Below are 20,731 nucleotides of genomic sequence, written 5' to 3' on the forward strand. Positions count from 1 at the left end.
TAGCTGGCTACCAGGCCCCTCTGGGGGATAGCCCTCAGTGAAGTCGGGGTCTATTGGGGTCGCCCGGAGGACGCCCGGCCCATAGATTCTGAAGTGGAATCAACGCACCGCTCCCCATCCCCTACGGAGGAACCCCCGTGACCGCCCCCTCGCACCGTCCGCACCGGCAGCCGCTCGCGGCCCACCCGCTCGTCGCGGCCTTCGTGCGCTTCGTCGTCTGCGGCGGAGGGGTCGGGGTCGCCTCCAGCGGCGTGCTCGTGCTGCTGAACGGACGACTGCCGCTGGTGCTGGCCAACGCCCTGGTCACGGTCGTCTCCACGGTGATCGCGACGGAGCTGCACCGCCGCATATCCTTCCGGAGCGGTCGCGGGGGCTGGGGTGTCCACCTCCAGTCCGGCCTGACGGCCGCCGTGAGCTACGCGTTCACCACCGGCGCGCTGCTCACCCTGTACGCCATCGATTCGACGCCGTCCGCGCCCCTCGCGCAGACCGTCTATCTGTCGGCATCCGCGCTGGCGGGCGTCGGCCGGTTCGCGCTGCTGCGGATCGTGGTCTTCGCCGAGCGGCCGAGCACGGCGAAGACCGCCGTGCTCGGCAAGTCCGCCGTGACGATGGCCGCGTAACGCCTCGCGGGGGCGGGGTACGTATCAACGGCTCACGTCCGCCGGTGTCGTCCGCCGGTGTCGTCCGCCGGTGTCGTCCGCCGGTGTCGTCCGCCGGTGTCAGCGCCGCCGACTACTGTTCGGGTATGGCGTCGACGGACATAACCCCCACCTCCGGCATCCGGGTGCCCGCCGACATGTTCCGGTTCACCACGGGCAACCTCGCGCCGCTCTACTCCGCGATCCTCCAGGCGTTCGGCGACGCCAACGAGCGTCTGGTGACGGCGCTCGGGCTGGATGAGGTGCGGGAGCGGCTGCGCGGGGTCGGCTGGTTCGACGCCCTGACCGACGAGGACCTCACCGGGGCGCTGAAGCAGCTGCGGGCGTGGGAGTTGCTGGACGTCATCCAGAACCACGCGGAGAACTACCGCACCGCGGAGGAGTACGAGCGGCGCAATCTGCAGTACTCCCTGACCCGGCGCGGGGAAGCCGCGTTCGCCGGGGTGCAGCACGCGCTCGCCGTCCTGGCGTCGACCGGGGCGCTGCAGACCGCCGTGCTGGACGCGATCGCGGACCGGCTGGCCGAGCTGGACCGGCTGATGCGGGAAGCGGGCTCCGGGGACCGGCGGATCTTCGCCACGCTCCAGGAACTGGAGGGGCACCTGGACGCGCTGCGCGGGAACACCAAGCAGTTCAACGGTGAGTTGCAGCGGCTGCTGCGCACCGACGGCGCGGAGCTGTCCACCTTCCATGAGGTGAAGGGGGCGACCGTCGCGTATCTCCAGGAGTTCCTGACCAATCTCGACCAGCGCGCGCACGCGGTGGCCGCCGCCGTAGCCCGGATCGAGGAGCGCGGTCCGCGGGAGGTGTGGCGGCGTGCCCTGAAGGGCGCCGAACTGCCGCCGCTGGGAGGCGCGGACCCCGGGCCCGAGTGGCTGGCCCGGCGGCAGGCACGGTGGGACGGTCTGCGGGCCTGGTTCCTGCCCGTGGACGGGTCCGCGGCCCGCGTGGAGCAACTGCACCATGTGGCGCGGCGCGCCATCGTGACCCTGCTCCAGGTGCTGGACCGGATCACCGAGTCACGGCGTCGGTCCACCGGCGCCGTACAGGACTTCCGGGAACTGGCCCGGTGGTTCGCCGCGGCGCCCGGTGAGGACGACATGCACCGGCTGTGGGCGACGGCGTTCGGACTCGGCCCGTCACGGCACGCGCACCTCGCGCACGCCGACCCGGAGCTGGTCCCGGTCACCGAGAGCTGGCGCGACGCCCCACCGGTGGAGGTGTCCGCGCTGTTGCGCACCAGTGGGCGTACGGAACAGTTCTCGCGCACCGGGCGGGTGCGGGATGTGGCGGCACTGAAGGCGGCGCGGGCCGAACGCGCACGGATGGAGCGGGCCGAGCTGGAGGCCGCCTGGAGTCTGCTGCGCACCGAGGCGCCGATACGGCTCTCGCACGTCGGCGCCCTGGACCACGAGGTGTTCGAACGTTTGCTGGATCTGCTGGGCCGGGCATTGGCGACGCGTCCGGACGCGTCGGGCACCCGGCGCGCGGTGACCGGGGACGGGCGGGTGGAGGTCGTGCTGCGACCTGCGGCCGACGGCCTGGCACCCGCTGTGCTGCGCACCTCCCGCGGCGCACTGACCTGCCCCGACTATCTCCTTGAGGTGCGGATGGCGGGTGCCCGATGAGTAATTTCGCCAATCAGCTGGTCACCGCCGAGCGCGAGGAACTGGCCCGCTGCATCCGGACTCTGCTGGTCCGCCCGCTGCTGACCGAACGGTCCGATCCGGCCGTCTTCGATCTGGTGCGGCGTCGCCGGGATCCGCTGGCCCACTGGTTCGACTACCACTGCGGCTGGACGCTGGTGGTCGAGCCCCGGCTCGGTTACGCCCGGCTGATGAAGGTCCGGGGGGACGCCGACGCGACGCGGCCCGCCCGGCGGACCCGTTCGGGCCGTGCCCCGTTCGACCGTCGGCGGTACGTCCTGCTGTGCGTCACCGCGGCCGAGCTGCTGTCGGTGCCGGTCACCACGATCGGACTGCTGGCGGACCGGGTCGTCCAGGCGGCCGCGACCGACGAGGCGTTGCCGTCCTTCGACACGGCGCAGCGCGCGGAGAGGGTGGCGTTCGTCGATGTGCTGAGGCTGCTGGAGTCGTACGGGGCGTTGCGGACCGTGGACGGGACGACGGACAGTTTCGCCGACTCGGCCGAGGCGAAGGTCCTCTACCGGGTGGATCCGACCGTGCTGATGCGGCTGCTCGCCGCACCCTGCGGGCCCTCCCGGCTCGCCGTCCCGGCCTCCGGCGTTCCGGCCGGCTTCGAGACGCTGCTGGCCGGACTCGTACAGGAACGCCGGTACTGGCAGGGCGACAGCGGTGGCGGTACCGGCGACGGCGGGGACGGCCGAGGTCGTTTCGGCGGGGACGGCGGGGATCGATTCGGCGGGGACGGCGGCGCGGCGTCGGAGGGTCCGGAAGGTAGTGCTCCGGAGAGCCGGGTCTCCTCCGTGCAGCGCAATCTGTGGCTGCGGCACTCGGTGCTGCGGCGCCTGTTCGACGAGCCGGTGCTGCACCGGGACGAGTTGTCCGAGGCCCAGCTCGGCTATCTCACCTCCCCCACCGGCCGCCAGATCCTGCGCCGTGCCGCGGAGCAGGCGGGGTTCGTGCTGGAGGAGCGGGCCGAAGGGTTCCTGCTGGTCGATCCGGAGGCCATCGCCACGGACAGCAGATTCCCGGACGGTGCCCAGCACGCCAAGGTGGCCGCGCTCCTGCTGCTGGACGTCCTCACCGCCGCGCCCGCCGGGTGCGCGCCCGAGCAGCTGGCCGCCGAGGCCGGCCGGATTCTGGACCGGTTCCCGCGCTGGGGCAAGGCGTACCGGGGGGAGAACGGGGCGACGGCCCTCGCCGAGGACGCGGTGCGCGCCCTGGCCGAATTCGGACTCGTACGGCATGAGGGCGGTCGGGTGGTGCCACGGCCCGCCGCCGCCCGCTATCGCGTCACCAGTGCCACTCTCAAGGAAGAACACCCCGCATGACGCACCCCGCACTCCCCCTCAGCGCCGTCGAGACCGAGGCTCCCGGTACCCGCTGGCAGCCGGCCCGTGCCGGGGTACTCAACGTATGGCGGTACTACGACGAGGTGTTCGCCTTCCACCGGGGGCGCCTCCTGCTGCGCGGCCCGAACGGCACCGGTAAGTCCAAGGCCCTGGAAGTGCTGCTGCCGTTCCTCTTCGACGCGAGCCTGCGCCCCCATCGGCTGTCCACCTTCGGCGGCTCCGAGCGCACCATGCACTGGAACCTGATGGGCGAGGGGGCCACGGGCGTCACCAGGGTGGGATACGTCTGGCTGGAGTTCAGGACTCGGGGGGAAGCGGCCGGGGACGGGGCGGAGGCGTTCTTCACCATCGGTGCGCGGTTGCAGGCGAGCGAGCGGACCACCACCGTCACCACCGACTTCTTCACCACCCGGCGCCGCGTCAAGTCCTCGGGGGACGAGGGATTCGACGTCGTCGACGACGCGGGCCGGCCGCTCGCCAGGGCCGCGCTCGCGGCGGCGCTGGCAGGGCACGGCGAGGTGCACGCGTCGGCCTCCGAGTACCGCGACACCGTACGGCGGACCCTGTTCCCCGGGCTCAGCGAGCAGCGTTACGGAGCGCTGATCACCGCCCTGCTCCAGCTGCGGACGCCGAAGCTGTCCCAACGGCTCGATCCCTCACTGCTGTCGGAGCTCCTCTCGCGCGCCCTGCCGCCGCTCGACCAGGGGGAGATCTCCGAACTGGCCGACGGTTTCGAGCGGCTGGACCGCCGGCGCGAGCATCTGTCGCGGCTGGAGGAGGAGGTACGGGCGGCCCAGGCACTCGGCGCCCGGCAGCGTTCGTACGCCCAGCGGGTGCTGCGCTCCGGGGCCGCCGCGCTGATCTCGGCGACCACCGACATGGACAACCACGCGCGCGCGGCCCGAGAGAGCGAAGAGGCGCACCGGGACGCCGTGGCCGATCGGGAGCGGGTCGAGATCCGGCAGGGCGAGACCGAGGCGCTGGCGGCCGAACTCGCCGCCAGGATCGAGGTCCTGACGGACTCCGAGGCATTCCGGCAGGGCCGCGAGCTCGACCGGCTCCGACAGCGGGCCGCCGGGGCGGGCCGGGACGCCGAGGACCGTCGTGGCGCGGCCGGGGCGGCGAGGGTGGCCGCGGACCGGGACGGGGTCCTGCACGCCGAGGCCGTGGAAGCGGCGGACGCGCAGGCGGAGGAGGTCCGTGTCGCCGGGAGCGACACCTGGCAGGTCGCGCGGCGCGCCGGTATGACGGCCGCCTGTACGGAGGTGGGCGGCGCGCTCGAAGCGGGCGACGCCGACCGCGCGCGGCAGATTCTGCACGGCGCGGTGCGCGGGCGCCTGGGCCAGGTGGAGGAGGTGCGCGCCGCGCTGGAGGCGTTGCGGGCCGCTCTCGGTGAACGTACGTCCGCCGAGGAGCTGTTGGAGTCCTCCCGGACCGCACTGGCCGCAGCGTCGGAACGCCGCACGGCGCGCACGGCCCAATACGATCAGGCGGTCGAGGCGCAGGCGGAGCGGCTTCGTACCTGGGCCCGGAGCTGTGCGGAGATCCCCTTCGAAGGGAACGCGGCACAGGAGCTCGCCGAGCGGGCGACCAGTGAGCCGGAGGTCCTGGCCCTGGTGGACGCGGCCGCCCGGACCGTCGAGTACGCCCTGACCACGGCGGAGGCCACGGCCGGGGCCCGGCGCACGGCGGCGCGGGCGGAACGCGACACGTTGATCGCGGAGACCGAGGAGCTGGAGCGGGCCACGGAACTCCCGCCACCGTCACCGCCGTTCCGCACGGCGGACCGGTCCCGGCTGCCCGGTGCGCCGTTGTGGCGGCTGGTGGCCTTCCACGACGAGGTGCCCGCCGGGACGCGTGGCGCCGTGGAGGCCGCGCTGGAGGCCAGTGGTCTGCTGGATGCCTGGGTCGCGCCGTACGGGGGTGCGTTCGCCCTGGGTCACGACACCTTCGCGGAGGCGGAATGGGCGGAGCCCGCGGCGGGCCGCAGCCTCACCGAGGTGCTGGGGCCGGAGCCGGGTGCGCCGGTCTCGGCGGAGCGTATCGGGCAGCTGCTGGCGGGGGTCGCGTACGACGACACACTCCCCCAGGGGCACACCGCCGCGATCGGCGCCGACGGAACCTGGCGGCTGGCGAGTGCCACGGGCAGCTGGTCCAAGGCTGAGGCCGCCTACATCGGCGCGACCGCGCGGGTACGGACGCGGGAGCGGCGTGCCGCCGAACTGGCCGCGGCGGTGGCCCGGACGGACGGGGTGCTGGCCACTCTGGATGCCGGTCTCGCGGCCCTCGCCGACCGCCGCGAGGCGCTGGAGGCCGACCGGCGGGGCCGCCCCGACCACCGCGCCGTCGTCGCGGCGGAGCGCGATCTCGACCGGGCCAGGTCCGACACCGACGCACGGGACGACGCGGTACGGGACGCCGTCGCGCGGCTCACCCGGTACGAGTCCCTGGCCCGGACCGCGCGCCACCGGCTCGACGGGGTGGCGGCCGAGCACGGGCTGCCCGCCGACGCGCAGGCGCTGGCCGTGGTGGCCGGGATGGTCCAGGGGCTTCAGGACACCGGCGGCCGGTGGCTGCTCGCCCAGGTACGGCTCGCCTCCGAACGGCGCACGGCCGCGGAGGTGGGGGCCCGTGCGGAGCGGTCCGGTCTGGCCGCGCGGGAACACGAGGCCGCGGCGCACCGTGCGGAGTCGGACGCCCGCGCGCTCGGCGCGCAGTTGGAGGAGATCGAGCACACGGTCGGCGCGGAGTACGGCGAGACGCTCGCCCGTATCGAGCAGATGCGGACGGGACAGCGCCGCGCCCAGGCCGAGCTGCGTGAGTTCACCACGTCGCTGCGCGGTCTCGAAGGCCGCGTGGGTTCGCTGAGCAGTGAGCGCGCCACGGCGGCCGCGGGCCGCGACGCCGCCGCGGCCGCCCGCGACATGGCCGCCGACCGCTTCCGGCACCTGCTGCGGCTCGGGTTCCCGGTCGATGCCGGGACCCCCGACGAGGCGCGGGCGGCCGAGGCCGGATCCGGAGCGGGGACGAAGGCCACGCTGGAGACGGCACGCACGATCGGGGCCCTGTGGCCGTCCGTCCCGTACGGGGCGAAGAACCTCGCGGACGCGCTGGGCCGCCTGGCGGAGACGGTCCACGCGAGTCGCCAGGCCCTGGGCGAGCGGGCCGACCTCGCCATGGAGGCGTACGACGATGTGCAGGTTCTCTCCGCCGCCATGGACGGCGTACGCATGGGTGCCGCCGGGCTGCTGGACGCGGTGACGGCGGAGCGCGACCGCAGCCTGGACGAGATCACCGCTGATGAGCGCGAGCTGTTCGACCGTACGCTCACGGGCAACACCCGACGCCATCTCGCGGCCCGGATCCGGCAGGCCAATGAGCTCGTCGACGCGATGAACTCCAGGCTGGAGCGGGTGCGCACGGCGTCCCGGGTCGCCGTACGCCTGGTGTGGCAGGTCGATCCCGGGCTGCCGCCGGGTACGCGCGCGGCCCGCGACATGCTGCTCAAGGACCCGGTGCGGATGCCGGACAGCGACCGGGAGGCGCTGCACCGTTTCTTCCGCGACCGGATCGAGGAGGCCAAGGCGTCCGACACGGCCAGGAACTGGGAGCAGCAGCTGACGCGGGTACTGGACTACACCGCGTGGCACCAGTTCGTGGTGAAGCTGGACCGGGCGAACGGTCAGGGCTGGCAGCTGCTCACGAAGAAGCTGCACGGCGCCCTGTCCGGTGGGGAGAAGGCGATCGCCCTGCATCTGCCGCTGTTCGCGGCGGTGGCCGCGCACTATCAGGCGGTGCCCCTGGCTCCCCGGCTGATTCTGCTGGACGAGGTGTTCGTCGGGGTCGATTCCACCAATCGCGGTCAGGTCTTCGATCTGCTGTGCTCGCTCGATCTCGATCTGATGCTGACGTCGGACCACGAATGGTGCACCTATCGGGAGCTCGACGGGATCGCCGTGCACCAGCTGATCACCGGGGGCGGCGGCCCCGACGACGATGCCGTCACCACCGCGCGATTCGTCTGGAACGGCGCGGATCTGGTGCCCGCGGAGGACCCCCCGCCCACGGCGGGCGTGGTGTCACGCAGCGGAGAGAGTGGCGCGGAGAGCGGCGGACCGGGCGGGGCGGACCGGTGAAACATCCGCTGGACCGTCCCGAACTGGCCACCCTGTGGCGGGCGTTCCATGCCCGGCTGTCCACCGGGGCGCCGGTCACGCGGGTGCGGGTCGGACCGCTGGACGAGGCCGCCCGCGGCGCTCTGGCCGACCTCCTCGGGCTCGACCGGCTGCCGGGCCCGCAGCCCACGGTGGCCCTGGCCCGGCTCGACGAGGCGCTTCTCGACAGCTGCGGCCACAACACCCGCTCCGTCGTCGCGGACATCGTCGGCCCGCTCGGGGACCGGGCCGCGGACCGGGCGTCCGGACTCGCCGCCCGCGCCGCCCTGTGGGAGTGGCTGGCCACCCACCCTGTGGTCCTGGCACAGCCCGCCCTCACCGCCTGGGCGGACGCGGCCCGGCGGGCGGGCCTGATCGGCGGCGGTGTACCGGCCACCCGTGAAGTGCTCCGGGACGCCCTCACCGTCCTGGCCGAACTGCCCGCGCACGGCGAACCGTTGCCGGTCTTCGCGACACGCGTGCTGAACGACTCCCACGCCCTCGACGACGGCACCCGGCTGTCCGGCCTCGTCCTGCGGGCCCTCTGCACCCTGTACGGCACCCCCGTACCCGGTACGGATGCCACGGGCACCGACACTCCCGGCACCGCTGAGCCCGGCACCTTCGCCCCCGGGCCCGCTGCCCCCGGCACCCCTGCGACCGCCAGCGCCGCTCACGGGACGCCTGCGCTGGGCACGGCGGCGGACCGGCGCGCCCTGTGGTCCCGCGCCGGAATAGCCGACGACGCGCTCTCCACCACCGTGCTCACGGCGGGTCTACGCCCCTCGGGGCACGGCCCGGTGGCTCGCGCGCTGGCCGGATTCTCCGCCGCCGGGCATGCCGCGCACCTCACGCTGGCCCAGCTCCGTTCGCCGGGCGACCTCCGCCTCCCTCCCGCCACCGTCCACATCACCGAGAACCCGAGCATCCTGGCGCTCGCCCTGCGCCGCTTCGGCCCGGCCTGCCCACCCCTCATATGCACCTCGGGCTGGCCGAACAGCGCCGCGGTGTTCCTTCTCCATCGGCTCGCCGGCGCGGGCGCGGCGCTGCGCTACCACGGTGACCTCGACGGTGAGGGGCTGCGTATCGCCGCCCATGTACTGGCCAGGAGCAGCGCCGTGCCCTGGCGCATGTCGGCATCCGACTACGTGACGGCTCACGCCGTCGCACCGTCGGGACCCGCCGCCGGAAGGATCACCGAGGCTCCCTGGGACCCCGATCTGGCCCCGGCCCTCCGGGAGCGCGGGACCGCCGTCCTGGAGGAGCATGTGGCCGAGACCCTGCTGGCGGACCTCGCCGAGGTCGCCGGTCCCCACTGAGCCCGTAGCCGGGCCGTGTTTCGCACTCGCATACGATCGACCGTGTGTGTGCAAACGTCATAGTCGCCGAAGACGACGAGAAGCAGGCCGAACTCGTACGCCGCTACCTCGAACGGGAGGGGCACGCCGTGCGGGTCGTGGGCGACGGGCTCGCCGCGCTCGAAGAAGTACGGCACCGGGAGCCGGACCTGCTCCTGCTCGATGTGATGATGCCGCGGGCCGACGGCCTGGATGTGGTGCGGGTGCTGCGGGCCGAGTGCCGGGAGCTGCCCGTGCTGATGCTGACGGCCCGCACCACGGAGGACGATCTGCTGCTCGGGCTCGATCTCGGGGCGGACGACTACATGACCAAGCCGTACAGTCCGCGCGAGCTGATGGCACGGGTCCGTACGCTGCTGCGCCGCAGTCGTCGTACGGGACCGGAGGCGCCCGTGGTGTCCCAGGTGCTGCGGGTGGGGACGCTGACCGTGGATCCCGAACGGCACGAGGTGTCGGTGGGGGGTGAACCGAAGGAGTGCACACCGGGTGAGTTCAGGATCCTGGCCGCGATGGCGGCCGAGCCCGACCGGGTCTTCACCCGCCAGCGGCTCCTGGAGGAGCTGCACGGTTTCGACCGCTACATCGGGGACCGGACGGTCGATGTGCACGTCATGAACCTGCGGAAGAAGATCGAGCCGGCGCCGCGCCGCCCGGTCAGACTGCTGACGGTCTTCGGTGTCGGCTACAAACTGACGGACCCGGCCAAGGGGCTCCCGCGTGGCTAGGGCCTCCCGCGTGCCCGGCGGCTCCCGCCCGGACAACGCCGCCGAGGCGCGCGCCGGGGCGCACGAGCCCGGTCCGACGGGCACGAAGGGCCCGGTCGGGCCGGTCCGGGCCCGCATGCCGCTGCGCAAGAGCCTGTTCGGGCGGCTGCTCGGCGTATCCGCACTGGTGGCGGCCTGTTCGGTGGCGGCGACCGCCTGGCTGGCCGTGCAGACCACCTCCGGGGCGATCAAGCAGGAGCAGGGGCAGAACCTCACCGCCGACGCCCGGATCTACGACACCCTGCTGGATTACGCGGCTCGCAACTCCACCTGGGACGGTGTCGAGGCGACCGTGGCGGAACTGGCCCGGCAGTCCGGGCGCAGGGTCGCACTGACCACCCAGGGCCGTCAGCCCCTCGCCGACTCCGCGGCCCAGCAGACCCCGCCCGTACTGCCCCCGCAGGCGTCCGCGGTCGTCGACCCGTTGTCCGTGGACGCCGTTCTGGCGTCCGCGAACGCCGACCGCGCCGGGGCTGCCGACGACCGGGTCGACGCCCGTGCGGTCGGCCCGTTCCGGCTGTCGGCCACGGAGCGTACGACGTTGCGGCAGGCCGCCGACCGGAACGTGGCGTGCCTGAGCCGGGCGGGGATCGCCTCGGACGTGGTCGTGGGACCGAGCGGACGGCCCCGTATCCAGATAGTGGGCAACGACCCCGAGCGGGCACTGGGCACCAAGTGCAACACCGAGGCACTGAACGATCCCACCCGCACCGAGAAGAAGGCGCTCGCCGCACTCAACGAGCTGGCCGACGCCTGCCTCGAACGTCAGGGCCGCAGCGCCGTGCGGCTGAACCAGGATCTCTCCTGGGGGCAGGACGGCGGGCCCATGCCCATGCCCATGCCGAGCGCGGGCTCGGTGAAGCTCCCCACCCCGACCGACAGGCCCGCGGTACAGACCGGTGAGGGCGACCGGGCCATCGCCTCGTGTGTGGGCACGGCGCGCCGCGAGCAGCTCAGCTCCTATGTGGCCTCCCCCGCCCTGCTGTTCATCGGTGACGAGGGCGGCACCACCGTGCCCGGTTTCGATCTCTCTCCGGCGAACACCGCCAAGATCGCCGGTGTCGCCGCTCTCGTGCTGGCGCTCACCGTAGGTGCCTCGGTGCTCGCGGGCGCCCGGCTCGTGCGCCCGCTGCGCGCGCTGACCGGCGCCGCACAGCGCATGCGCGACGGCGAGGAACCGGCCTCGGTCCCCGTCACGTCCGACAATGAGATCGGCCGACTGGCCGCCGCGTTCAACGACATGTCGGCGCACCGGGCGCGCCTGGAGGCGCAGCGCAAGGCGATGGTCAGCGATGTCGCCCATGAGCTGCGGACCCCGCTGAGCAACATCCGGGGCTGGCTGGAGGCGGCCCAGGACGGTCTGGCCGATCCCGATCCGGCGTTCGTCTCCTCGCTGCTGGAGGAGGCGGTGCAGTTGCAGCACATCATCGATGACCTCCAGGACCTGTCCGCGGCCGACGCGGGTGTGCTGCGGCTGCACCCCGAGCGGGTACGGATCGAGGAGCTGCTGGCCCAGGTCGCGGCCGCGCACCAGGGCCGGGCCGAGACCGCGGGCGTGACGCTGACGGTGGACGCCCCACCCGGCCCCGTACGGGAAGCGAGCCCCGTACTCGAAGCGAGCCCCCTACCGGAAGCGGACCCCGTACTGGAAGCGGACCCCGTGCGGCTGCGGCAGGCCATCGGCAATCTCGTCTCCAACGCGCTGCGCCACACCCCGGCGGGCGGCCGGGTGACGCTGCGTTCGTACGGCTCCGAGTCCGGGGAGCACATCGTCGTCGAGGTGGTGGACACGGGCAGCGGGATCTCGCCCGAGGACCTCCCCCATGTCTTCGACCGCTTCTGGCGCGCGGAGAAGTCCCGCAGCCGCCGCACGGGAGGCAGTGGCCTCGGTCTCTCCATCGTCCGCAAGCTCACCGAGGCCCACGGCGGTACGGTCGGTGCGGCGAGCGCCGAGGGAGCGGGATCGGTCTTCACTCTCCGGCTGCCCACGACGTCCCGCGCCTCGGCGGGAGGGCCGGAAGCGAGGGCCTGAAGGCGGCCTGACAGGGGCCCGACGCGAGGGCTGATGGGATGACCACAGCGTCCTGACAGCTTCTTCATAACTTCACGCCAGCCTGGCCCCATGCCCCGTACCCGGTGCGAACCACCTCCGGGTCCGACACGGGGCCGAGCTGGAATGGAGCCATCTGTATGACCGCTCGTCTCACACTGCGTACCGTCGTGCTCGCCGCCGTCGCGGCAGGTGCGGTGCTCGCCCCGTCGGCCGCGGCCTTCGCCGACAGCACGCCCACGCCGGCATCCCCCCGCGTCGGGAAGACCCCTTCGCCCGTCGTTTCCGAGGTCGCCGCGCAGCCGACGGTCAAGCCCCGTGACAGCGCCGGTGCGGGCGACCGCCCCGCACCGGCCGTCAAGCCGCGTGGCGGCGTGGCCGCCGGTGACCGTCCGGCACCGGCCGTCAAGACCGGTGGCGAAGCGGGCGCCGGTGTCAGTTCCGCACCGGCCGTCAAGCCCCGCGGCGGCGTCGCCGCCGGCGACCGTCCGGCACCGGCCGTCAAGACCGGTGGCGAAGCGGGCGCCGGTGTCAGTTCCGCACCGGCCGTCAAGCCCCGCGGCGGCGTCGCCGCCGGCGAACGCCCCGCCGGTGGCGGGGACAGCACCACCGCACTCATCGGATCGGCCGCCGGTGCGATGCTGCTGGCGGGCGCGGGCACCATCGTGCTGCGTCGCCGTTCCGCGGCCCACCGCAACGGCTGACCTGCCGTCAACACCCACCAGTGACCGTGGCGCCGTCCCACCGGACGGCGCCACGGTCGGTCGTCGTCCCGTCCGGCTGGAGCCTGCCGTGTCCCGTACGTACCACCCGTTCCGGCGCGCTGCCGGAATACTGCCCGCCATCGCCGTCTGCGTCGCCCTGGCGGGGTGTTCCTCCACGGCGTCGGACACCTCACCGTCCGCCGCCGGGCCCGCGTCCTCCGCGCACTCCGGCTCGGAGTCGTCAGGGTCCCCCGGGTCCACCGCGCCCACCCGGCCTCCGCGGGCGGGGAAGGCCGAACCGGTGAGTCCCGCCTCGGTCTCCATCCCGTCCGTCGGCGTGAACAGCACCGTCATGCGTCTCGGTCTCAACGCGGACGGCACCGTCGAGGTCCCGCCCGCCGAACAGGGCATGACCGTGGGCTGGTACACCGGCGGAGCCGTGCCGGGGAAGCCCGGTGCCGCGGTGCTCATAGGCCACAACGACACCCGGTTCGGCAGGGCCGTCTTCCACGATCTGAAGAAGATCCGCAAGGGCGCCGACATCTCGGTGCGCGACAAGGCCGGAAAGACCGTCCACTTCAAGGTCACCGGCATGGAGACCGTCGACAAGAAGGCGTTCCCCACCGACAAGGTCTACGGATCCACCGATGGCAGCACGCTGCGGCTCATCACCTGTGACGGTGCCTTCGACGCGAACGGACATCCCGTGGACAACCTCATCGTGTACGCCGCGCTGCGCTGAATCCGGATGGCAGCCGACCGTAAAGATTGCGGGCATCCTATGTCTACCGGCGGGTAACTGCCGCTGCTTTGATGGGTGACACGGTCCACCCCCTCTCAGCAGAAGCAGGAGACCCCGTGCCCCACACCGCACTCCGCCGCCTCTCCGGCGCGACTCTCTCCGCCGCGCTCGCCGCCGTCACGCTGGCCGTCAACACCCCGCAGGCGACGGCGGCCGAAACGCCGTCGCTACGGGTACTGACGTACAACGCGTTCATTTTCAGCAAAAATCTCTACCCCAACTGGGGCCAGGACCACCGGGCGGCGGAGATACCGAAGACATCATTCTTCCGGGGCAACGACGTGGTCGTACTCCAGGAGGCGTTCGACAACTCGGCCTCCGACGCCCTGCTGCGCAACGCGTCCGCCCAGTACCCGTACCAGACCCCGGTGGTGGGCCGGAGCAAGAGCGGCTGGGACGCCACCGGCGGGTCCTATTCGGCTGCGACTCCGGAGGACGGCGGGGTGTCCGTACTGAGCAAGTGGCCGATCGTCCGCAAGGAGCAGTACGTCTTCAAGGACGCCTGCGGCGGCGACTGGTGGTCCAACAAGGGCTTCGCGTACACCCAGTTGAACGTGAACGGCACCCCGGTCCACATCGTCGGCACCCACACCCAGTCGACGGACCCCGGATGCTCGGCGGGCGAGGCGGCGCAGACGCGCAGCCGTCAGTTCAAGGCGATCGACACCTTCCTCGACGCCAAGAAGATCCCCGCCTCCGAACAGGTCATCGTGGCGGGCGACTTCAACGTCGACTTCCACTCCGCCGAATACGCGTCCCTGCTCGCCGACGCGGGCCTGACCGCCGCCGACGCGCGGACCGGCCACCCCTACTCCTTCGACACCCGGGACAACTCGATCGCCTCCGAGCGCTACCCCGACGACCCCCGCGAGGACCTCGACCACATCCTGCACCGCGCGGGCCACGCGAAGCCGTCCGGGTGGACGAACGACGTGGTCAAGGAGCAGAGCGCACCCTGGACGGTCTCCAGCTGGGGCACGGACTACACGTACACGAATCTCTCCGACCACTACCCGGTGATCGCGTCGGGGCACTAACACCCCTGGGAGTACGCGGGAGCGGCGCGGAGCGATCGAGGCGGGTCGGCCCCCGAGGCGGCAAACCACTGTTTGAACCCTGACCGGGCACACCGAGTCCCGCGGAAATACAAAAAGACCCCAGGTCAACCGGGGACTTCGCTGGTGCCCGAGGGGGGACTTGAACTCTCCACTCGGGCACCAGCCTTTGTATGCCCTGACCTGCGGAGACGTCCTGGTCAAGGCGAATCTCGGCAGGCACGTTCTCAGGGAGGCTATTCGTCTTGGATGGTGACTCCTGGCGCGAGTTCTTCGATGCCTTCGAGCGGGAGGCGTGGCGGTTCGAGGCGCAGCCGACGTACACCATGCCCAGCGAGCGGGAGAACGCAGCTCGATTCCTGAGAGGTGAAGCCAAGCCGCTGGACCACAACTCACGCTGGCATGAGCGGGTCCGGAGATACAAGGACTCGGGGCGAAGTGTCGGCCGTGTGCGCGTTGTTCGTCGGCCTCACCGAATATCAGCGCTATCAGTTCGCGTGGGGAATTCCGGGAAACATCGATGCTGGGGAGGACATCCGGGTACTGGACGTGACACACGACGACTTCCCACCATGGTGACCAGACTTCTTGCCACGCCTGAGTACGCCAAGGCCAGCCTCAGTGGATCGCCAGGCGACAGGACGAAGACCGTTGCCAGGAAGCTGGAAAGGCAAGCCGTTCTCTACGACACCACTAAGGTCACTAAGGTGTTCATTTTCCTGCTGACGGAACAAGCCGTTCAATGGCCCATGCTTGAGCGGGCTGCCATGGCTGTGCAGGTTGATCGCCTCGTGTCACTATCCCATCTCTCCACGTGCGCATAGGCGTTCTCCCGATCGATTCGGTTACGAGTCATGGGCCCATGAACACGTTCACTGTCTACGATCAGCGCCTCACCACAGTTGAGACCTTCGCCGGGCGAATAGTCGCAGCTTCCTGAGCTGCGGGAACCGGGTCGGGTGTTCGTTGCCTGCACAGCCTTGGCGGACGGTCCAGCACGGCGATTCGTCCGATTCCCTAGGCGGCTCATTCATCCCTCGCGTCGCGTGGTGCTGTCTTCGTCGCGGGCCGGGCGGGGACTCTCGTGGGTGATGGTCGTCGGGTGGCAGGCCGGGTCACGGTCGGTTCCGGAGGGCGTGCTGGAGGTGTTGGGTCCAGGTCCGCCCGGTGGGGCCCAGAGGTGTACGGGACGTGAGGGGGCTCAGGCGCCCGTTTGTCTGGAGTGTGAGGAGTTCGTCGCCGGATCTGGTCGGGCCGGGGCGGATCTGTGGCCACCACAGGGCTTCGTCCGGCTTCAGTTCTGTGAGGGGCGCGGAGATCGGGAACGGGCCGTGCAGGTGTCCTTCCGCTTTGCGGTAGAGACCCTGTGGGGGTACGGCTTCGATGAAGGCCGGCCGGTCGGCGTGCAGGACGATCTGGCTCAGGGCCGGGACGGGCGTGGTGGCGGTGCGGGGCGGGGGGAGGCTGGGCAGCAGGCAGGCCAGGATGTGTAGGCCCAGGGACGGCAGCAGTGCGGTTGCTTGTTCGGCGGCCTGGACGAGGGAGGTCACCGCCTGGAAGCGGGGGTTGATCTCCACGGCCAGCACCGTGCGATCGTTGTGGAGCAGGTCCAGGCCGAATACGCCTCGGTAGCCGCGTTCGCGCAGGGTCTCTCCCACGGCCCGTGCGGCGTCGCGGGCCGTGTCGTACAGACCCGCGGGCAGGTCGGCGGGGCCGATCAGCTGGTTTCCGCAGTGCATGCCCCATCCGGGTGTCAGTTCGGGGAGGCCGACGAGCTGGTGGGAGAGCGCGGAGACCACGGTGCGGTCGCCGCCCACGCAGGCGCTCACGGTCAGGGACAGTCCCGGTACCAGGCGGCTGAGCTTGAGGGCGTGCCCGTCCCAGGCCCGTAGCTGCCGTTCGAGTTCGTGGTGTGTGCACACGCGCAGGGTGCCGCGGCCGATGAGGTTGTTCTCGCGTCGTTGGAGTACCGCTTCGGTCCAGTGGCCGGGCCAGTACGCGCGGGCGGGTCGGCGTCCGTGCGCGGGGATGAGGACATACTCCGGGACGGGAACACCGGCCGTGGAGAACACCTCCAGCGCGTCGATCTTGTCCGCCGCCCGGGCGGTAACCGGCTTCGGAGCGGCCAGCAGTCGCCGACCGTGGGCCGCCGCCCAGGTGATGGCGTGGTCGCCTTCCTCGGGCGCGAAGGCCACCGCCATGGAGCGGCTCCTCGCGCCGCGCCGGGATTCCGCGATCGGTGCATCACCGGCCGTCGGGTAGAGCGCGGAGACCATGGCGTGGCGCAGCCAGGGGGTGCGGTGTCCGAACGCCGAGATCATGGAGTCGGTGCGGTCCAGCCAGACGACGTCGTCGACCAGTTCGCCCAGCAGCCGCAGGCCGTTTGAGGCGTCGATCCCCTCCAGGGTGGTGGACTCGGTCAGGAGGGGGGCGTTGGCGACAGGTTCGGCGCCCATGCGTTGGGCCTTTCGTACGATGGTCGGGCTGGTGATCGTGTCAGCCCGTGGATGCCGGGCTCCTGCGGGCCGCTCGCCCGTGGCGGGTGGGACGTGATCGTCCGGTGCGTGGATTTGGCGGGAAGGGCGGGACCCTGTGGCGCGGGTCTGCTCGGGAACGGGCCGGGTCCCTTCGTGCGGCCGGGGCCGGACGTTGGGACCGCTCGTGATGCCGGTGCTCATGCCGCTATCACGAGCGGTGTGCGGGGCTATACGGCTGTGTTGACCGTGGACAGGACTCCGAAGCGGCTGAGCGCGGTGGAGAGGTCGCCCTGGGTGTCGGTTCCGGTGGGGACGACGATGGCGGTGGTGGGGATGAGGTCCCGTGGTGCGCCGGTCTGCACCTGGAAGGGGATGTTGACGGTGGTGGGCAGTGCCGGTCCGAGGAGTCCGATTCCGGCGGGTACGGCGAGCTGGTACACGGAGGGGATCGCCGGGTCGTTGTTCTCGTACAGCGCCGTGAACCCCGAGGGCCGTCCAGCGGTGGGGACCCTGGTGTAGAAGGGAGTGGAGAAGGTGAAGTGCGCGGGGTGGCCGGTGCCGCTGAGCAGGGTGCCCGCGCCGTTGTAGAAGTTGAACGGGATGTAGGCGGCGCTGCCGCCCGCGACCAGTGGCGTCTGCGGGGTGGTGTAGTACAGGTTGGTGTTCCCGGGAGTCGGCGTGGCGAGGCTGGCGCGGACGAAGAGGAACGGCCAGACGTTGCGGGTCAGGTCGCTGTCGTGGTCAATGGTGTTGGCCGCGTCGGTGGTGAAGATCGCCCGCCCGAAGGAGGGGATGTTCGGGGCGCCGGAGGCCAGGCTCATGGAGACGGTGACGGTCTGGGTGGAGTTGGCCGGGAAGCCGTTGAACGAGACCTGGATGATCGAGGGCACGTCGACAGCGGTGTTCTGGTAGAGCCAACTGGAGGTGGCCCCGGTGACGGTGGGCAGGGCGTTGACGTTGGCGTAGAACGGTGTGATCACCTTCAGCGACACCGGCCCGGTGGCGGCCACACTCGCGAAGTTCCCCACGGTGATCGTCAGACTGGCGTTGCCGCTGCCGTCATAGGTGGCCGGATCCGTCCTGCAGTACAGATTCACGATGTTGGTCAACGTGCTCACATCCCGGTGATCCGCTGGAGAATGGTGGACTGGCTGGTCATGGTCTGGATCTTCCTCGATGCGGCCGGAGTTCGGTCCGGCCGGCTTGTGGCCTGAACTCGGCCCTGCTTGCACGGGATGCCTGACGCCGTACGCCTGTGCCAGTGCCGGTGCCGACCGCCCGGTGGCGCTCCGCATGTCAGGACGTGGCCGATCGGCTAGGACTTGTCCGGGCGATCATGTTGCTGGTTAGGGTGCGAGCGTGGCCAAGACGAGCGTGAGCAACGAAACCAGCAGCGTGGTCTGCCTGTGGGTTGAGCCGTGGGGAACTGATCACTGGATGGGGCCGGGCGAAGAGTTCACCGTCGTGACCGAGACGGACCCGGAGCACTCGCCGTTCAACGTGGTTGTGCATGATCAAGGCATCACGGTGTGGGTGAATTCGGGCAGCGACGCCGAAGTCTTCGACAAGAACGGCGACCTGGTCCCGTGTGGGCATCAGCGGCCGGCGGAGGGCGACCACTGAGGTGTGTTTTGCCGTCAGGTTCGGAGCCAGACGACGATGGCTGCCACGGTTGCGGTGCCGAGGTAGACGTAGCGGCGTTTGTCGTAGCGAGTGGCCACCGCCCGGTGCTGTTTCAGTCGGTTGATCGCCCGTTCGACGGTGTTGCGCTTCTTGTAGCGGTCTTCGTCGAACTCGGGTGGCCGCCCGCCGCGTGATCCCTTGCGCAGGCGGGCGGCCTGGCTGTCGGTCTTCTCCGGGATCGTGTGCCGGATGCCGCGGTGCCTCAGGTAGTCGCGGCACGGCCCATTGCTGTAAGCCTTGTCCGCAGCGACGCTGTCGGGCTTCTTCCGGGGCCTGCCCGGCCCGACTTTGGGAACGCGGATCTTCTCCAGTACCGGCTCGAACTGCGTGCAGTCTGCCCGCTGACCTGGTGTGACGATCAGAGACAGAGGGCGGCACCGGCCGTCCGCGCTCAGGTGGACCTTGGTCGTGAACCCGCCGCGCGAGCGGCCCAGGCCCTCACCTCCAGCACCACCTCCACCAGGCGGGCGACGAGGCTCTGCCACGGTCTCTCGTGCTGGTGTTCTTCTGACGCGTCCCCCTTTGAGGCGGGAGCCGGCGGTGGGTCTGTCCGGGCGCCCGCCGCGTGCTGATGCGCCCGCACGATGGTGGAGTCGACCGAGACGTCCCAGTCGATCTCACCCGCCGCATCCGCCGCGGCCTGGACCTGCTGGAGCAGACGCTCCCACGTCCCGTCGGCCGACCACAGACGGTGGCGTTCGTAGACGGTCTTCCACGGCCCGAACCGTTCGGGCAGATCACGCCAGTGAACACCGGTCCGAACCCGGTGCAGAATCCCGTCGATCACCTGCCGATGATCCCTCCACCTGCCACAACGCCTATTACTGACAGGCAGGAACGGCCGCAGCCGTTCCCACTCTGCATCACTCAGATCACCCCGCCCCATGACCACATCAACGACCTGGGCAGGGAGTAGTCACATGATCGGCCGGACAAGTCCTAGACGGCGCCGCTGGCGACAGAGAGGATGCCGAAGCGGTGATGGGCGGTGGAGAAGTCGCCCTGGGTGTCGGTCGAGGTGGGGACGACGATGGCCGACGCCTGCGTGAGCAGCCTGGGGGCGCCCGTCTGCACCTGGAAGGGGATGTTGACCGTGGTGGCCACGGTCGGTCCGAGGAGTCCGATTCCGGCGGGTACGGCGAGCTGGTACACGGAGGGGATCGCCGGGTCGTTGTTCTCGTACAGCGCCGTGAACCCCGAGGGCCGTCCAGCGGTGGGGACCCTGGTGTAGAAGGGGGTGGAGAGGGTGAAGTGCGCGGGGTGGCCGGTGCCGCTGAGCAGGGTGCCGGCACCGTTGTAGAAGTTGAACGGGATGCCGGTTGTACCGGCTCCGGCGACCAGCGGCGTCTGGGGGCTGGTGTAGTACAGGTTGGTGTTCCCGGGAGCGGGCGCGGCCAGGCTGGCGCGGACGAAGAGGAACAGCCAGACATTGCGGCTCAGGTCGCTGTCCTGGTCGGTGGTGTTGGCCGCGTCGGTGGTGAAGATGGCCCGACCGAAGGGCGGGAGGTTGGGTGCGCCGGAGTCCAGGCTCATGGAGACGGTGACGGTCTGGGTGGAGTTGGCCGGGAAGCCGTTGAACGAGACCTGGATGATCGAGGGCACGTCGACAGCGGTGTTCTGGTAGAGCCAACTGGAGGTGGCCCCGGTGACGGTGGGCAGGGCGTTGACGTTGGCGTAGAACGGTGTGATCACCTTCAGCGACACCGGCCCGGTGGCGGCCACACTCGCGAAGTTCCCCACGGTGATCGTCAGACTGGCGTTGCCGCTGCCGTCATAGGTGGCCGCGTCCGTCCTGCAGTACAGATTCACGATGTTGGTCAACGTGCTCACATCCCGGTGATCCGATGGAAACTGATCGGTTGAGTGGTCACGGCCCGAACTCCCGAAGGTTCGAGAGGGAAAGCCGACCCGGTGGGGCCCGCCGCTCACTGATGGCGGTCCGCCCCCGGGGCTCCCGCCTGCGTCTGCCGCTGAACAGTGCCGGGTGAACGCCTCAGGCACGGGGCACCTCGGCCCCCCGGGGTGCA

Annotated in this window: 15 protein-coding genes and 2 pseudogenes; 13 read left to right on the plus strand and 4 right to left on the minus strand. The window is 71.2% G+C overall.

The genetic code is table 11. The features are described 5' to 3' along the window. Window positions 1–137: 137 nt before the first annotated feature. From OG413_RS33565 to OG413_RS33620, 12 genes and pseudogenes are all read left to right on the plus strand, one after another. Window positions 138–623 carry a GtrA family protein gene (locus tag OG413_RS33565; RefSeq protein WP_266812169.1) on the plus strand — a complete coding sequence of 162 codons (486 nt, stop codon included), beginning with the start codon at window positions 138–140 and terminating at the stop codon, window positions 621–623. A gap of 125 nt (window positions 624–748) precedes the next feature. Then, a complete protein-coding gene (locus OG413_RS33570; protein ID WP_266812171.1) occupies window positions 749–2,290 on the plus strand; it encodes a TIGR02677 family protein in 1,542 nt (513 codons plus the stop codon). Further along, entirely contained in the window at window positions 2,287–3,636 is a 1,350-nt protein-coding gene (locus OG413_RS33575) for a TIGR02678 family protein (protein ID WP_266812173.1), read from the plus strand. The genes OG413_RS33570 and OG413_RS33575 overlap by 4 nt, the downstream gene beginning before the upstream one ends. Next, the gene (locus OG413_RS33580; protein WP_266812175.1) at window positions 3,633–7,793 is read left to right on the plus strand and encodes a TIGR02680 family protein; all 4,161 of its coding nucleotides are present in this window, start codon (window positions 3,633–3,635) and stop codon (window positions 7,791–7,793) included. Before OG413_RS33575 ends, OG413_RS33580 begins: the two co-directional genes overlap by 4 nt. Beyond that, the gene (locus OG413_RS33585) at window positions 7,790–9,130 is read left to right on the plus strand and encodes a TIGR02679 family protein (RefSeq protein ID WP_266812177.1); all 1,341 of its coding nucleotides are present in this window, start codon (window positions 7,790–7,792) and stop codon (window positions 9,128–9,130) included. The genes OG413_RS33580 and OG413_RS33585 overlap by 4 nt, the downstream gene beginning before the upstream one ends. Before the next feature lie 44 nt (window positions 9,131–9,174). Next, entirely contained in the window at window positions 9,175–9,894 is a 720-nt protein-coding gene (locus tag OG413_RS33590) for a response regulator transcription factor (RefSeq protein WP_266812179.1), read from the plus strand. Between the two features lie 115 nt (window positions 9,895–10,009). Continuing rightward, entirely contained in the window at window positions 10,010–11,965 is a 1,956-nt protein-coding gene (locus OG413_RS33595) for a HAMP domain-containing sensor histidine kinase (protein ID WP_266813242.1), read from the plus strand. 158 nt (window positions 11,966–12,123) lie between these two features. Continuing rightward, a complete protein-coding gene (locus OG413_RS33600) occupies window positions 12,124–12,687 on the plus strand; it encodes a hypothetical protein (protein WP_266812181.1) in 564 nt (187 codons plus the stop codon). A gap of 88 nt (window positions 12,688–12,775) precedes the next feature. Beyond that, window positions 12,776–13,429 (plus strand): class F sortase, encoded by a 654-nt coding sequence (locus OG413_RS33605; RefSeq protein ID WP_266812182.1) that lies wholly within the window; start codon window positions 12,776–12,778, stop codon window positions 13,427–13,429. A 116-nt stretch (window positions 13,430–13,545) separates the two neighbouring features. Then, window positions 13,546–14,526, plus strand: a complete 981-nt coding sequence (sph, locus tag OG413_RS33610) for a sphingomyelin phosphodiesterase (RefSeq protein WP_266812184.1) — start codon at window positions 13,546–13,548, stop codon at window positions 14,524–14,526. 227 nt (window positions 14,527–14,753) lie between these two features. Next, window positions 14,754–15,111, plus strand: a pseudogene (locus tag OG413_RS33615) (DUF6879 family protein); the annotation flags it as partial. A 5-nt stretch (window positions 15,112–15,116) separates the two neighbouring features. After that, window positions 15,117–15,368, plus strand: coding sequence for a Scr1 family TA system antitoxin-like transcriptional regulator (locus OG413_RS33620; RefSeq protein WP_323137960.1), 252 nt, complete (start codon window positions 15,117–15,119; stop codon window positions 15,366–15,368). A gap of 291 nt (window positions 15,369–15,659) precedes the next feature. Here OG413_RS33620 and OG413_RS33625 read toward each other — a convergent pair whose 3' ends face one another. Continuing rightward, complete coding sequence (locus OG413_RS33625; RefSeq protein WP_266812186.1) at window positions 15,660–17,000, minus strand: ATP-grasp domain-containing protein; 1,341 nt, start codon at window positions 16,998–17,000, stop codon at window positions 15,660–15,662. 248 nt (window positions 17,001–17,248) lie between these two features. Then, window positions 17,249–18,139: a hypothetical protein gene (locus OG413_RS33630; protein WP_266812187.1), complete on the minus strand. Its 891-nt coding sequence runs from the start codon at window positions 18,137–18,139 to the stop codon at window positions 17,249–17,251. Window positions 18,140–18,380: 241 nt separating this feature from the next. Between OG413_RS33630 and OG413_RS33635 the strand changes: the two genes are divergently transcribed. Beyond that, complete coding sequence (locus OG413_RS33635) at window positions 18,381–18,644, plus strand: hypothetical protein (protein WP_266804290.1); 264 nt, start codon at window positions 18,381–18,383, stop codon at window positions 18,642–18,644. A 14-nt stretch (window positions 18,645–18,658) separates the two neighbouring features. Here the strand turns inward: OG413_RS33635 and OG413_RS33640 are convergent. Continuing rightward, a pseudogene (locus tag OG413_RS33640) lies at window positions 18,659–19,590 on the minus strand (IS5 family transposase). Window positions 19,591–19,643: 53 nt separating this feature from the next. Beyond that, entirely contained in the window at window positions 19,644–20,534 is an 891-nt protein-coding gene (locus tag OG413_RS33645) for a hypothetical protein (RefSeq protein WP_266812189.1), read from the minus strand. Window positions 20,535–20,731: the final 197 nt, after the last annotated feature.

It is taken from the genome of Streptomyces sp. NBC_01433, assembly GCF_026340105.1.
GTDB lineage: Bacteria > Actinomycetota > Actinomycetes > Streptomycetales > Streptomycetaceae > Streptomyces.